Source organism: Stenotrophomonas sp. Steno-Z2 (assembly GCF_056393235.1).
In genome coordinates, this window is record NZ_JBWJOY010000010.1 from 48,113 (window position 1) to 62,488 (window position 14,376).

Below are 14,376 nucleotides of genomic sequence, written 5' to 3' on the forward strand. Positions count from 1 at the left end.
CGTTTCCCCGTGGTTTCGATGGGCATGCCGGCGGCACGCGATGTCATTTCCCTTCCAGCGCCGCGCGGCCCTGCGCGGCCTGGAACCCGCGCAGCGGCAGGAAGATGCCCTGCTCGCGCACGACGGCCTGGCCCTCGCGGCTGAGCACGAAGCGCAGGAACTCCTCCAGCGCCGGCGGCAGCGGCTTGCCCGGCGCCTTGTTGACGTTGAAATAGACCAGCCGGCCCAGCGGATAGCGCGCGGTGGCGACGTTCTCGTAGCTGGGCGACACGGCCTGGCCGCCGTTCTCCGCGACCAGCGGCAGCATCCGCACCGGCGCGTCGATGTAGGCCAGGCCCGAGTAGCCCAGCGCGTAACGGTCGGAGGCGACCTGGGTGGCCAGCGGGAACACCAGCTTTTCGTAGTGCAGGTCCTCGCGCCATTCGCCACGTTTGCCGCCGTGGTCGAGGATGCGCTGGCGGACGAACTCCTCGAAGCCGTTCCAGGGCTTGATCGCATGCACGCGGATCGGCTTGTCGGCCCATTCGCCGGTCAGGCCGAGCTGGCCCCAGGTGGTGATCGGCGCGCCGCCGCGGTGGCGGGTGCTGGAGAAGATCGCGTCGATCTGCTCGTAGCTGAGCTGGCTGATGGGGTTGTCCGGGTGCACGAAGAAGCCCATCGCATCCAGGAAGCCGTAGTGCCGGTAGCTGCCGCCGGAGATCGGGATGCTGGTCGGCGCATAGCCGAAGCGCGCGTCGAACTCGCTCAGGTCCTCGGGCTTGAGTTCGCGCGAGACGAACACGAAGTCGGCCGCGTCCTTGATCAGCTCCTTGGTTCCCAGGCTGCCGGCGAACGGCTGCCTGATGCTCAGTTCCACCTTCGGGTGGTACTGGCGGAAGCGCTCGAACCAGCGCCCGACCAGGTCCACCAGCACGTCCGAGGAGCCGCCGCTGAAACTGCCGGTCAGCTCCGCCGTGCCCGGCACGTAGGCCGGCAGCGCCGCGTCCAGCGTCGGCTGCAGCAGCTCCGGCGTCGGCAACCGGCGGCCCTGGCGCCTGCCGGCTTCCTTCTCTTCCTCGGTCTGCGGGACGTTGGTCTTCAGCGGCGCGTCCAGCCATTCCACCGGCCCGGCTGGCGGAGCGGCCTGCGCCGCGCCGCAGATGCCCAGCGCCATCACCAGCAACAACGACCTGTTCATACTGTCGACGGTCACCACAGCGGAATCCTCACGGAGAAGGTGATGTTGCGCGGCATGCCCGGCACCACGCCGTTTTCGTTGAACGTGGAGTTCACGCCTTCGTAGTAGCGCTTGTCGAAGACGTTGCCGAACTTCAGGGTCAGGTCGTAGCGGTCGCGCAGCCGGTAGTAGAGCGCCAGGTCGGCCACGGTGTAGGACGGCAGCATCAGCACGCGCGGGTCGGCCTCGGTCGGCAGGCTGCCGGCCACCGCGCTGCTGTAGCTGGCGCCGGCACCGATCCCGAGGTTGCGCAGTGCGCCCTCCGGGAAGTCGTAGCGCACCCAGAGGTTGGCTGACTTCAGCGCCGAGTTGGTCAGCTGCGCGCCGACCAGCGGCGCGGTCCTGGCGGCGTAGGTCTTCGATACGTAGGCATCGGTATAGGCGATGCCGCCGATCACCTGCAGGTTGTCGGAGGCCTGGAAATTGACCTCCAGTTCCGCGCCCTTCGAGCGTTCGGCGCCCACCTGCTGCGAGCAGGTGCCCCCGACGCCGGCGTTGCACGCAATCGACGCCAGGGTGTTGCTCTTCTCGATGTCGAACAGCGCCAGGGTCGCGGTCAGGCGGTTGTCCAGCAGCTCGGTCTTGGCGCCGACTTCATACTGCCGGCCCTCCTGCGGATCGAAGGGATTGGCGCGGCCGGCCGCGTCCTGCACGCCGGCCGCCTGAGGGACGTAGGAGGTCGCGTAGCTGGCATACAGGGTCCAGGCAGGCGTGGGGTGGAACAGCAGGCCCACCGTCGGCAGCACCGCCGAGGTCGAGGTGGTGTTGACGGTCAGCGGCGGCGTCTTGCGCTCCTCCGCACGCTGGCGTTCGCGGGCGTAGCGCAGGCCGAGGTTGACCTTCCAGCGCTCGGTCAGGCTCACCAGGTCCGAGACGTAGACGCCGGTGGAGGTGTTGCGGGTATGGCGGCGGTTGACCGGTCCGGTCGGGTAGCTGGACAGCGGCGGCGTCACCCCGAATACCGGGTGGTAGACGTTGATGTTGCACGGATGGCTGGCCACCGCCGGGCAGTCGTAGAACTGGATGCGTTCGAAATCGGTGCTGTCCACGCCATGGGTCAGGCCGGCGATGAACTTGTGCTCCACCGTGCCGGTGCTGAACGGCAGCGCGTAGTTGCCGTCGAAGTAGTCGTAGTTGCGCTTGTTGGCCTGCTCGCGTGCGCGGCGACGCAGGGTGACGCCGTCGGCCAGCACGCTGACGTTGTCGAAGCCGCGGGCATGGTCTTCGCCGCGCACGCTGCGCGTGGCCAGGTTGAGCGTGCCGCCGTTGTGGAAGTAGTGCGACAGCGACAGCGTGCTGGACCAGGCCTTCTCGTCGGCGACGTCGCCGGGCTCCTGGTAGCGGGTGCGGATGTCCGCGATCAGCCGCGCGTCCTTGAACGGCGCCACCAACTGGTTGTTGTCGTAGGCGTTGCGGCGGGTGCGGTACTCGAACGCCGCGTTCAGCACGGTCGCGTCGGTCGCGTGCCAGCTCAGGCTGGGCGCGATGTACTTGCCTTCGTCGAAACTGCCGCGGCGGAAGCCGTCCTTGTCCGAATATTCGGCCACCACCCGGTACAGCCAGCGCTGCCCTTCGTCCAGCGGGCCGGTGAAGTCCGCGCCGATGTTGTAGCCGTTGGCGTCGCCGGCATGCAGGCCGGCGCCCTCGAAGGTGCTGGCGCGGATGTCGAGCAGGGCCGCCGACTGCGCCTTGGGCTTCTTGGTGATGATGTTGACGAAGCCGCCGGGCTGCGCCGCGCCGTACAGGATCGAGGCGGGGCCCTTCACCACCTCGACGCCTTCGGCGGCGAAGGTCGGCGGTGAGCCGAAGCGGCCGGCCACGCCGGGCATGCCGTCGACCATGATCGCGTTCTTGTCGGCCTGGGTGGTCTTGAAGCCGCGGATGGAGACGTCGTAGCCGGTGTTGCCGCCACGGCGCACGCCGGTCATGTAGTTGTACAGGTCGGCGATGCTGGTGGTCTCGATCGCCTTCATGAAGGCGTCGCCGTAGCCGGAGACCGAGTACGGCGTCTCCATCACGGTCAACTCCTGCTTCATCGCGCTCTTCGCGCCCTGGGCGACGAACTTGGCGTCCACCGTCACCGCGTCGAGCGTGGTGGCGTCATGGCCGGCCGCGTGCGTGGCGGGCGGTTCGCCCGATTGCGGCGCGGTGGCCTCCTCGGCACCGGCGGTGTGCGCCAGTCCCAGCATGATGGCCATCGCCAGCAGATTCATTCGATTCACGATTCCCCCTCCCAAGGCAATCAATGATGAGTTTTGTCCTTGTTGCCGGAACCGCCGCGACGTGCGTCGGCTTCCACCTTTCACAGCTCCATCAGGAAGCGACGAAGGGGAAGACGCCCCCGACGATCGCGGTGACCATCATCAGCAGGCAGATCAGCACCGCCCACTTCAAGGTGAATTTCTGGTGGTCGCCGAACTCCACCTTCGCCAGCCCGACCAGCAGGTAGGTCGAGGGCACCAGCGGGCTGAGCAGGTGGACCGGCTGGCCGATCAGCGAGGCGCGCGCCATCTGCACCGGCGAGATGCCGTAGCTGCCGGCCGCCTCGGACACTACCGGCAGCACGCCGTAGTAGAAGGCGTCGTTGGAAATGAAGAAGGTGAACGGCATGCTCGCCACCGCGGTGATCGTGGCCAGGTACGGCCCCCACGCATCGGGGATCACCGCCAGGAAGCTGTCGGACATGGCCTTGACCATGCCGGTGCCGGACAGGATGCCGGTGAACACGCCGGCGGCGAAGATCACCGCCACCACCGGCATCGCGTTCTGCGCGTGCTCGGCGATGCGCTCGCGCTGCAGCTTCACGCAGGGGTAGTTGATGACCACCGCGATCGAGAAGGCCACCATGAACAGCACCGACAGCGGCAGCACGTTGAGGATGAGGCAGGTCATCAGCGCGACGGTCAGCAGCGCATTGATCCACAGCAGCCCCGGGCGCTTCAGGCGCTGGGCGCCCTCGTCGGCCGACAGCAGCGCGCCGATGCCGCTTTCCGCCGCGCCGTCCAGGTCGATCACGCCCAGCCGCGCGCGCTCGCGCCGGCCGAGGATCCACGACAGGCCGACGACGCCGGCCACGCCGACCACCATGGCCGGGATCATCGGCACGAACACGTCCGACGCCTCCACCTGCAGCGCGCTGACCGCGCGCGCCAGCGGCCCGCCCCAGGGCGTGAGGTTCATCACGCCGCCGGCCAGCATGGTCACGCAGGTCAGGCTCAGCGCATCCATGCCCAGGCGGCGGTACAGCGGCAGCATCGCCGCGGTGACCAGCATGTAGGTGGTGGAGCCATCGCCGTCCAGCGACACCACCGCGGCGAGGATGGCCGAGCCCATGACCACCTTGAGCGGATCGCCGCCCACCGCCTTGACGATGCGCCGGACCACCGGATCGAACAGGCCGGCATCGATCATGATGCTGAAGTAGAGGATGGCGAACATCAGCATCACGCCGGTCGGCGCCAGCGTCTTGATGCCGTCGAGCATCATCTTGCCCAGCTCGGAGCCGCCGAACCCGCCGGCCAGCGCGAACAGGATCGGCACCGTGACCAGCGCCACCAGCGGCGACAGCCGCTTGGTCATGATCAGCGTCATGAACACGATCACCATTCCGAATCCAAGCAGGGTCAGCACCATCCGCTCCTCATTCCCGACACCGGGTTTTCCGTGATCGCGGCCGTGACGTGCCGCCCCCTGTTGCGTGGCCGTGCGATGCGCGCGGCATCCCGACCGTGGGGCGATACTAGGCAGCGCATGCTGTCGACGACCTGACATTGCGCCGCAGCAAACGGCGCCGGGAAAAGGGGCGGAACGGCGCGCCGGCAACGATGCGCGTGCGCGCCCGCCCGCACCCTGCGGGGAAGGCGAGGAGATTGATGCGGGAAGCGCTAACGGTCGGCGGCGCGGGTATTCCGCCGTTCCAGGACGACCCGCCACGTATCGAGCATCTGCCGCCGCTTCTGCTGGTCCAGGTACACCAGCAGGCCCGGCCCCAGCGCGATGGGACGCAGCACGCCGATCTGCGATTCGTTGACGCCGAGGCGTTCGTACACGCCGTCCAGTTCCTTGCGGATCGGCGGCAGGCCGCAGCGCGCGGCCATCACCTGCTGCCCGCGCACCGACAGCAGGTACTCCAGGAAACGGTGCGCCAGCACCGGGTTGGGCGCGTCGCGGGCGATCATCACCGTGCGCGCCACCACCAGCGTGTGGTCGCGCGGGTACACCAGCAGCAGCTGCCGGCCGGCATCAGGCCGCGCGCGCGCATACGATCCCAGCAGGTTGTAGCCGGCCACCAGTTCGCCCGATTCGATGCGGTCGAGCAGGGTCGCGGTGTGCTCCTCCACCTGCACGCCGACGTCGCCCAGGGCCTCCACCAGCGCGCCGAACTCGCTGCTGTGGCGCACGTCCTGCGAGGCGAGCAGGTAGCCCACGCTGCTGCGCGAGATGTCGTAGGTGCCGATGCGCCCGCGCCAGAATGCCGGGTCGCGGCGGATCTCGTCGACCAGCTCGGCGCGCGATTGCGGGATGCGCCGTCCCTTCATCGCCGCGCGGTTGAACACCATCACCGCCGGCTCGAAGGTGAAGCCGAACGCCTCGTCGCGCCAGCGCGCCCACGACGGCAGCGCACCGGCGCTGGGCGAGCGGTGCGCGGCGGCATAGCCGTCGTTGACCAGCTTGACCTGCAGGTCCATCGCCGTGCTTATCAGCAGGTCCGCGCCGCGTACGCCGGCGTCGGCCTCGCGCACGAAACGCTCGTACTGCGGCGTGGCGTCGATGTTCTCGTAGCGCACGCCGATGCCTGGATGCACGCGCTGGAAATCGACCAGCAACGGCTCGAATACCGCCGTGTCCAGGGTGCTGTAGATCGTGATGCTGCCCTCGGCCTCGCCCGGCGCGGGGTAGTCCTTGGCGTCCGCGCGCGGCAGCAGCGCGGACAGGAACAGCAGCCAGCAAAGACGCCTCATCGCTTTCCCCCGAACTCCAGGCACACGGTCAGGCCACCGCCTTCGCGATCGATCAGTTCGATGGTTCCGCCGTGGCTCCTGACCACGCGCGAGACGATCGCCATGCCCAGGCCGGCGCCCCCGGCCTGGGTGTCGCCGCGCTCGAAGCGGCGGAACAGGCGCGCGCGATCCGCGGGCGCGATGCCCGGACCGTGGTCGGATACCGCCACGCGGTAGCCGTCGTGCGTCTGCCGCAGCACGACGTCCACTTCCGCCTCCGGGCCGCTCATCCCGCGCGTGCCATGGCGGATCGCATTGTCCACCAGGTTCTTGATCGCCTCGCCCAGCAGCACCGCATCGCCACGCATCGGCGCCTGCGTGGTGTCGCTGGTGAAGCCTACCTGCACGTCGTCGGAGACCGGCACCGCATCGCGCAGCGCGCGCTTGATGACCTCCACCAGGTCCAGCGGTTCGAAGTCGCGGGCGTCGGCACGGTGCATCACCATCGCATCGCTGAGCAGCTGGTTCACCAGCCGGGTCAGGCGCGCGGCATTGCGCTCCACCTTCAGCAGGCCATGCCGTATCTGCTCCGGTTCTTCCTCGTCCAGCGCCAGTTGCGCCTGCGCGCGCAGGGCGGCGAGCGGCGTGCGTATCTGGTGGGCGGCATCGCCGATGAAGGCGCGCAGGGTGTCGATGTTCGCTTCCAGCCGGTACATGAAGCCGTTCATCGCATCGACCATCGGCCCCACTTCGGCCGGCACCGGTACACGCACTGGATGCAGGTCGTGCGGCTCGCGCGTGGCCAGGTCGGCGCTGATCGCTTCCAGCGGCCGCAGCGCGCGACCCACGCCCAGCCAGGCCAGGCCGAGCGCGCCCATGGTCAGCAGGGTGATCGGCAGCAGCGCACCCAGCAGCAGGTCGCTGGCCAGTTCCTCGCGCGCGCGCCGGGTCTGGCCGACCTGCACCCATACCCGGCCGCGCAGGCCGGGCTGCGCCAGCTGCCGTCCCAGCACCACGAAACGCACGGTCTCGCCGCGGTAGGCGGCGTCGAAGAAGCGCGGGATCGGCACTTCCGAAGGCTCTTGCTCGGCGGCATGCATCGCCGGTATCCCGGGCAGGTCGCCGTAGCCGGTGATGGTCTTCCCATCGGGACCGAGCACCCGGTAGAAGACGCGGTCTTCCGGCGCGGCCGACAGCATGTCCAGCGCGGCGTAGGGCAGGTCCACGCGCACCTGGGTGCCGTCCACCGACAGGGTCTCGGCGATGGACAACGCAGAGCCGGTAAGCAGGCGGTCGTAGGAAAGGTCCGCCGCACGCAGGCCGTAGACCCGCGCGGCGAAGTACATCACCACCGTACCGGCCAGGAACAACAGCGCCAGGCGCAGCACCAGGCGCGCCTTGAGCGAGCCGGCGCGCTCACGCATGGACGGCGCTGCCGGCTTCTGCCACGTAACCCAGGCCGCGCATGGTGCGGATGGTCAGGTGCCCCCCGAGTTTGCGCCGCAGCCGGCCCACGTAGACTTCAATGGCGTTGGCGCCCGCCTCGTCGTCGAAGTCGAACAGCTGCGAGCAGATGTCCTCCTTGCTGAGCACGCGGCCGAGGTTGCCTATCAGGATCTCCAGCAGGCGGTATTCGCGGCGCGGCAGGTCCAGCAGCGTATCGGCGAGCATCACCGTCTTCGAGCCGCGGTCGAACACCAGCTCGCCCACGGTGGTCACACCCGAGGCGATGCCCTGCGAACGCCGCAGCAGCGCGCGGCAGCGCGCGTCGAACTCGCGGATGTCGAACGGCTTGGACAGGTAGTCGTCGGCGCCGACGTCCAGCGCATCCACCCGGTCCTCGATCTGCGAACGCGCGGTCAGCATCAGCACCGGCGTGCGGTCGCCGCGCGCGCGCAGCCCGCGCAGGATCGCGAACCCGTCGCGCCGCGGCAGGCCGATGTCGAGGATCACCAGTTCGTACCCTTGGTAGCGCAGCACCTCGTCGGCGGTCTGCCCGTCGCGCTGCCAGTCGACCGCGTGGCCTTCGCGCTTGAGCCTGCGCTGGACGGCGTCGCCCAGGTCGCCGTCGTCTTCCACCACCAGTATCCGCATGTCCGCATCTCGATAAAGGCAACACGACCGTCCTTCCCCGTCGCGCGCGCGGACGTCAGCTTCATGACAGGTCCGCTTCTTACCTTGCACGCGTGCATAGCTATGCGGCAGGTGGAACGCGCAAGTCAATCTGCACCGCGCAACCATCTTCGTCAGCGGGATATCAGCGGCGCGCCGTCAGCATCGCCGTCACCGCAGCGGTGCATTCCTCCCGTGCATCCCTGGCGGGAAAAGCGCGCCTGCACGCTTTCCGTCCCGGGGACGACGGTGCCGGCAACGATGGATCACAGCCGCACCGTGCGCGCACGGCGGCGGACGAAACGAGGAAACGCACATGCAGTCGCAGTCGTTCTTCCGTACACCGCAACAACGCCGCCCTGAACTCCGTACGCGGCTCTGCCTGGCCCTGGCCGGTTGCCTGCTGGCGATGGGCGCCATGCCGGCGCTGGCGCAGTCGCTGACTCCGCAGGAACGCGAGGAGATCGTCGAACAGCTGCGCCAGCTGCGCGAGCAGCAGGCGCGCATCCTCGAGGCGCAGCAGAAGCTGGAATCGCGGCTGGGCGTGGCCGGTGTACCGGCGGCGCCAGCACCAGCGCCCGCGGTAGCCGCCGCACCGGCGCCAGCCGCGGCCGCCGGCAGCGCGCTGGACCGGCTGAAGGTGAGCGGCGACCTGCGCCTGCGCAGCCAGCACGACCGCTCCGACAACGACGCCCGCGACCGCACCAGCGCGCAGGTCCGCGCCCGTGTCGGCGCCACCTACGCAGTCAACGACCACCTCACCATCGGCGGCCGCCTGGTCACCGGCGACGCCAAGGACCCCAACAGCACCGACGTGCAGCTGTCCAAGTGGCTGGACGACTTCGAGGTCAGCCTGGACATGGCCTATGCCCAGCTCGACTTCGGCGACCTGAAGCTGTACGGCGGCAAGTTCCCGCAGCCGTTTGCCCGCACCGACCTGGTGTGGGACGGCGACGTCAACCCGCAGGGCGTGGCCGCGACCTGGAAGCACGCGCTGGGCCACGGCGGCGCGTTCCGCGGCAGCGGGCTGTTCTTCGTGGTGAACGAGGACGCGAAGCTGGCCGACAGCACCATGGCCGGCCTGCAGGTGGGCTACGATTCGCCTTCCTACGGCGGCTTCAAGTACGACGCGTCCGCCGCGTACTACCGCTACAGCCTGGGCAACATGGTCAACGCCGACAGCGGCGACTGGCGCACCAACCGGCTGCGGCCCGACGGCAGTTACCTGTCCGATTACGAGCTGGTGGACGTGCTGGTCGGCGGCACCTGGCAGGGGGCCAACGAGCGCTGGCCGCTGCGCGTGACCGGCGACTACGTGAAGAACCTCGGCGCGGTCGACAACCAGGACACCGGCTTCGGCGTGGATGTCAGCCTCGGTCGCGCCAGCAGGCCGGGCGACTGGCGCTTCACCTACGGCTACGCGCAGACCGACGTGGATGCGGTGATGGCGGCGTTCTCGCAGGACAACATCGGCATCGCCACCAACTACAAACTGCATTCGCTGACGGTGGACTACACGCCGATGCCCAAGACCATGGTCAGCGCCATCTGGTACCACTACAAGCCCAACGACCCGGCCTATGCCGGCGCCAATCAGCCGGGCGACTGGCTGGACCGCCTGCGCCTGTTCTTCCTCGTCAACTTCTGAGCCGGCGGTGGCGGCCCCGCGCCGCCACCGCGCATACGGAACCCGCGCATGGCAATCAAAGCAAAAGCACTGGCCGCCGGGCTCGTGGTGCTGGCCGCGGTCGTGGCCGTCGGTTTCTACAAGGGCGGCAGCAAGGGCGCCGCCAAGCCCAAGGCGGCGCCACTGGTCAGCGTCACCCGCGCGCAGGCGGTCGATCTGCCGGTGCGCATCGACAGCCAGGGCCACCTGGTGCCGCTGAAGCAGGTCGATGTACGCGCGCAGATCAGCGCGCGCCTGCGCACGGTCCACTTCCGAGAGGGCGACGACGTGCGCGCCGGGCAACTGCTGTTCACCCTGGACGACGCCGAACTGGCGGCGCAGCTCGAGCGCACCCGCGCGCAGGCGACCCAGGTCAAGGCGCAGCTGGAGGACGCGCAGCGCGCACTCGCGCGCGGACGCGAACTGGTCGGTACCGGCTACATCTCCTCCAGCGCGCTGGACACGCTGGCGGCCAACGTCAAGACGCTCGAGGCGCAACGCCGCGCGGCGCAGGCCGAGATCGAGGCGGCGCGGGTGCAGCTGGCGCATGCGCGCATCACCTCGCCGATGGACGGCAAGGCCGGCGCGCTGGTGCTGCACGAAGGCAGCCTGGTACAGGCCGGCGACAGCACGCCGCTCGTGAGCGTGCTGCAGTTCGATCCGATCGCCGCCGAGTTCACCCTGCCGGAACACTACCTGGACGCGCTGCTCGCCGCGCGCGCGCGCGGCCAGGTCCGCGTGCGGGTGCAGGCGCCGGAGGGCGGCATGCGCGACGGCGAGCTTTTCTTCATCGACAACCGGGTCAATCCGGCCACCGGCACGCTGCAGCTGAAGGCGCGCTTCCCCAACCCCGGGCATGCGCTGTGGCCCGGCGCCTACGCGCGGGTGGAACTGCTGGCCGGCAACGACGCTGGCGTCATCGTGCTGCCGCCGCAGGCGATCCTGGAAGGGCCGGAAGGCCACTTCGTCTACCGCATCGGCGACGACCGCAGGGTGCAGGCGCAGCCGGTGACGCTGCTGCGCATCCAGGAACAGCACGCGGTGGTGACCGGCGTGGCCAGCGGCGACCAGGTGGTGGTGGAAGGCAACCAGAACCTGCGCGACGGCGCCGCCGTGCAGGTCGTGGAGGCCTCCGACCCCGGCGGCGCGCCATGAATATCTCCGGGCTGTGCCTGCAGCGCCCGGTCGCCACGCTGCTGATGTGGATCAGCGTGATCGTCGCCGGCATCGTCGCCTGGTTCCACCTGCCGATCGCCGCGCTGCCGCGCTACGAGACGCCGGTGATCGAGGTCAAGGCCAAGTTGCCCGGCGCCAGCCCGGAAAACATGGCCGCTTCGGTAGCGACACCGCTGGAGAAGGAGTTCTCCGCCATCCCCGGCCTGGTCGGCAGCAGCTCGGAGAACATCCAGGGCGAGAGCGTGATCCTGCTGGAGTTCTCCGCGCGCCGCGACATCGACGCCGCCGCGGCCGACGTGCAGGCGGCACTGTTCCGGGTCAGCCGTTCGCTGCCCACGGAAATGAGCACGCCGCCGTCCTACAGCAAGGTCAACCCGGGCGATGCGCCAATCCTCAAGCTCGGCATCAGTTCGCCGACCATGCCGCTGTCCGAGCTCAACGCCTACATCGACGAGCTGGTGATCCCGGCGCTGTCCACGGTCGATGGCGTGGCCCAGGTCGTCGCCAAGGGGCGCAAGCGCTACGCGGTGCGCGTGCAGGCCGACCCGGCGCGGCTGGCGGCGCTGGACCTGACCCTGCTGGACGTAGCCAGCGCGCTGAAGACCGCCAACGCCAACACCGCGCTCGGCCAGCTGGACAGCAGCCGGCAGATGATGATGGTGCAGATGCCGGGCGAACTGATGCTGGCGCGCGACTTCGCCCAGGTGATCGTCGCCACCCGCAACGGCCAGGGCATCCGCCTGGCGGACATCGCCCAGGTCCGCGACAGCACCGAGGAAGTGCAGAACGTCAGCGAGGTCAACGGCGTCAACTCGGTGCTGCTGGACATCAAGCGCCAGCCAGGCGCCAACACCGTGCGCACGGTGGACCGCATCATGGCGCTGTTGCCGCGGCTGCAGGCGCAGATGCCCGGTTCGGTGCGCATCGTCACCCTCGGCGACCGCTCGACCTCCATCCGCGAGGCGATCCACGACGTCAACCTGACCCTGCTGCTGACCATCGCCCTGGTCATCCTGGTGATCCTGCTGTTCCTGCGCAGGCTCACTTCCGCGGCGATCCCGTCGATCAGCCTGCCGATCTCGCTGCTGGGCACCTTCGCGCTGATGTACGCCATGGGCCTGTCGCTGAACAACATTTCGCTGATGGGCATCACCATCGCCGTCGGCCTGGTGGTGGACGACGCCATCGTGGTGCTGGAGAACGTGATGCGCCATATCGAGCAGGGCATGGCGCCGCGCGACGCCGCGCTGCGTGGCGCGCGCGAGGTCGGCTTCACCGTCGTCTCGATCTCGGTGTCGCTGGTGGCCGTGTTCATCCCGATCTTCTTCATGCCAGGCACCGCCGGCCTGCTGTTCCACGAGTTCGCCATCGTCGTCACCCTGGCCATCCTGGTGTCGGCCGCGGTGGCGCTGACCCTGATCCCGGTGCTGGTGCCGATGCTGGTGCGCAGCGCGCCAACGCACGGTCACGACGCGGCGCCGGGCTGGAACCGCGGCTTCGAGCACGTGTTCGAACGCACGCTGGCGCTGTACCGGCACGGACTGGACTGGTCGCTCGCGCACCCGCGCACGGTGCTGGCGGTCGGCGCCGGGACGCTGGCGCTGACCGCGCTGCTGTACGTCGCCTCGCCACGTTCGTTCTTCCCCGAGGAGGACATCGGCCAGGTCTCGGTGAAGGTCAGGACGCCGCCGGAGATGTCCTTCGAGGGCCGGTTGGCGGTGCTGCGGCGCATCCAGGACGTGCTGCTGGAGGACGACGCCATCCTGGCCTCGGCCTCGAAGGTGGACCACGACAGTACCAAGTTCGACCTGGACCTGAAGCCACGCGGGCAACGCCCGCCGATGGACGAGGTGCTGGCGCGGATGCGCGCCAACACCAGCTTCATGCCGGGGGTGAAGGTGAATTTCAGCCCGGTGCAGAACCTGAAGATCGGTGCCAGTTCGTCCAGCAGCACTTACCAGTACACTCTGCAGTCGGTGGGCAGCGAGCAGCTCGACGCCTGGTCGGAGAAGCTGCTGGCCGCGCTGCGCGGCTCGGACGTGTTCGTCGGCCTGGATACCGACTTCGAGAAGAGCGGCCTGCAGGCGGAAATCCACCTGGACCGCGACAAGATGGCCCTGCTCGGGGCGGACATGGCCGACCTGCGCACCAGCCTGCACGCCGCGTTCGGCGGCCGCGAGGTGTCCTCGATCCACGCGCCGCAGGCCACCTACAAGGTCATCATGGAGCTGGAGGACCGCTACCGCCGCGACGAGACCGACCTGTCGCGCATGCACGTGCGCAGCCAGCAGGGCGGCATGGTGCCGCTGAGCGCGTTCGCCACGCTCTCGCGCGGCACCGGCACGATGACGGTGCTGCACAAGTCGCAGCTGCCGGCGATCACCTTCTCCTTCGAACTGGCGCCGGGCAGGTCATTGTCCGACGCGACCGCGGCCATCGACCGCGCCAAGCGCGAGATCGGCCTGCCGGCCACGGTGTTCGGCAGCTTCGATGGGCAGGCGGCGGTGTTCGAGCAGTCGCAGACCTCGCAGCTGTGGCTGATCGTGGTCGCCATCGCCGTGATCTACGTGATCCTGGGCGTGCTCTACGAGAGCTGGATCCACCCGGTCACGATCCTGATGGGCATCCCGTCGGCGGCGGTGGGCGCGTTCCTGGCGCTGCGCCTGACCGGGCTGGACATCAGCTTCATCGCCATGATCGGCGTGCTGCTGCTGATCGGCATCGTCAAGAAGAACGCGATCATGATGATCGACTTCGCGCTGGACGCGCAGCGGCGGCACGGCGCCGCCGCGCGCGAGGCCATCCACCAGGCCTGCCTGCTGCGCTTCCGCCCGATCATGATGACCACGCTGTGCGCGATGATGGGCGCCATGCCGATCGCGCTGGGCCTGGGCGCCGGCGCCGAGCTGCGCCAGCCGATGGGCGTGGTGATCGTCGGCGGGCTGCTATTCTCGCAGGTCATCACGCTGTTCATCACGCCGGTGGTCTACCTGTGGTTCGACCGCCTCTCGCGGCGTTTCGATGACCGCGCAGCGCTCGCCAGCGGCTGATCCGCCATCTGCACCACGATCCCCCGTAGGAGCGGCTTCAGCCGCGATGAAGCCTTCCCATCGAATTTCCGCGAACGGCTGATGCGCGGTCCGGTACGGAACGATCTGCATGAAGTTCCCGTCGCGGCCTCCCGGAAACGACCCTGCCCGGTCGCAGTGCCTGGGAAGGCAGCCACGGCCGGGCAGGAGGGAGACGGAAGACGGCGCCGCCGCGCG

9 protein-coding genes are annotated in these 14,376 nt (G+C 69.1%); 3 read left to right on the plus strand and 6 right to left on the minus strand.

Going from position 1 to position 14,376, the window contains the following annotated elements:
• Nucleotides 1-43: 43 nt before the first annotated feature.
• The 6 genes from AC06FP_RS15585 to AC06FP_RS15610 form a co-directional block, all read right to left on the minus strand.
• Nucleotides 44-1,192, minus strand: coding sequence for a PstS family phosphate ABC transporter substrate-binding protein (locus AC06FP_RS15585; RefSeq protein WP_478076154.1), 1,149 nt, complete (start codon nucleotides 1,190-1,192; stop codon nucleotides 44-46).
• Entirely contained in the window at nucleotides 1,189-3,429 is a 2,241-nt protein-coding gene (locus AC06FP_RS15590) for a TonB-dependent siderophore receptor (protein ID WP_478076196.1), read from the minus strand. The genes AC06FP_RS15585 and AC06FP_RS15590 overlap by 4 nt, the downstream gene beginning before the upstream one ends.
• Before the next feature lie 100 nt (nucleotides 3,430-3,529).
• Nucleotides 3,530-4,846, minus strand: coding sequence for a CitMHS family transporter (locus AC06FP_RS15595; RefSeq protein ID WP_478076197.1), 1,317 nt, complete (start codon nucleotides 4,844-4,846; stop codon nucleotides 3,530-3,532).
• Between the two features lie 254 nt (nucleotides 4,847-5,100).
• Nucleotides 5,101-6,177, minus strand: a complete 1,077-nt coding sequence (locus AC06FP_RS15600; RefSeq protein WP_478076155.1) for an ABC transporter substrate-binding protein — start codon at nucleotides 6,175-6,177, stop codon at nucleotides 5,101-5,103.
• Complete coding sequence (locus AC06FP_RS15605; protein ID WP_478076156.1) at nucleotides 6,174-7,580, minus strand: sensor histidine kinase; 1,407 nt, start codon at nucleotides 7,578-7,580, stop codon at nucleotides 6,174-6,176. The genes AC06FP_RS15600 and AC06FP_RS15605 overlap by 4 nt, the downstream gene beginning before the upstream one ends.
• Entirely contained in the window at nucleotides 7,573-8,250 is a 678-nt protein-coding gene (locus AC06FP_RS15610) for a response regulator transcription factor (RefSeq protein ID WP_478076157.1), read from the minus strand. The genes AC06FP_RS15605 and AC06FP_RS15610 overlap by 8 nt, the downstream gene beginning before the upstream one ends.
• A 334-nt stretch (nucleotides 8,251-8,584) precedes the next feature.
• Between AC06FP_RS15610 and AC06FP_RS15615 the strand changes: the two genes are divergently transcribed.
• The 3 genes from AC06FP_RS15615 to AC06FP_RS15625 are packed head-to-tail and all read left to right on the plus strand — an operon-like array spanning nucleotide 8,585 to nucleotide 14,160.
• Complete coding sequence (locus tag AC06FP_RS15615; protein WP_478076158.1) at nucleotides 8,585-9,916, plus strand: putative porin; 1,332 nt, start codon at nucleotides 8,585-8,587, stop codon at nucleotides 9,914-9,916.
• Nucleotides 9,917-9,964: 48 nt separating this feature from the next.
• On the plus strand, nucleotides 9,965-11,089 hold the full coding sequence (locus tag AC06FP_RS15620; protein WP_478076159.1) for an efflux RND transporter periplasmic adaptor subunit: 1,125 nt from the start codon (nucleotides 9,965-9,967) through the stop codon (nucleotides 11,087-11,089).
• Nucleotides 11,086-14,160 (plus strand): efflux RND transporter permease subunit, encoded by a 3,075-nt coding sequence (locus AC06FP_RS15625; protein WP_478076160.1) that lies wholly within the window; start codon nucleotides 11,086-11,088, stop codon nucleotides 14,158-14,160. Before AC06FP_RS15620 ends, AC06FP_RS15625 begins: the two co-directional genes overlap by 4 nt.
• Nucleotides 14,161-14,376: the final 216 nt, after the last annotated feature.

Excerpts from the sequence above, each read along its gene's own strand:
- AC06FP_RS15590 (WP_478076196.1), bottom strand. The coding sequence starts at position 3,429 with ATGAATCTGCTGGCGATGGCCATCATGCTGGGACTGGCGCACACCGCC.
- AC06FP_RS15600 (WP_478076155.1), bottom strand. The coding sequence starts at position 6,177 with ATGAGGCGTCTTTGCTGGCTGCTGTTCCTGTCCGCGCTGCTGCCGCGC.
- AC06FP_RS15605 (WP_478076156.1), bottom strand. The coding sequence starts at position 7,580 with ATGCGTGAGCGCGCCGGCTCGCTCAAGGCGCGCCTGGTGCTGCGCCTG.
- AC06FP_RS15610 (WP_478076157.1), bottom strand. The coding sequence starts at position 8,250 with ATGCGGATACTGGTGGTGGAAGACGACGGCGACCTGGGCGACGCCGTC.
- AC06FP_RS15615 (WP_478076158.1), top strand. The coding sequence starts at position 8,585 with ATGCAGTCGCAGTCGTTCTTCCGTACACCGCAACAACGCCGCCCTGAA.
- AC06FP_RS15620 (WP_478076159.1), top strand. The coding sequence starts at position 9,965 with ATGGCAATCAAAGCAAAAGCACTGGCCGCCGGGCTCGTGGTGCTGGCC.
- AC06FP_RS15625 (WP_478076160.1), top strand. The coding sequence starts at position 11,086 with ATGAATATCTCCGGGCTGTGCCTGCAGCGCCCGGTCGCCACGCTGCTG.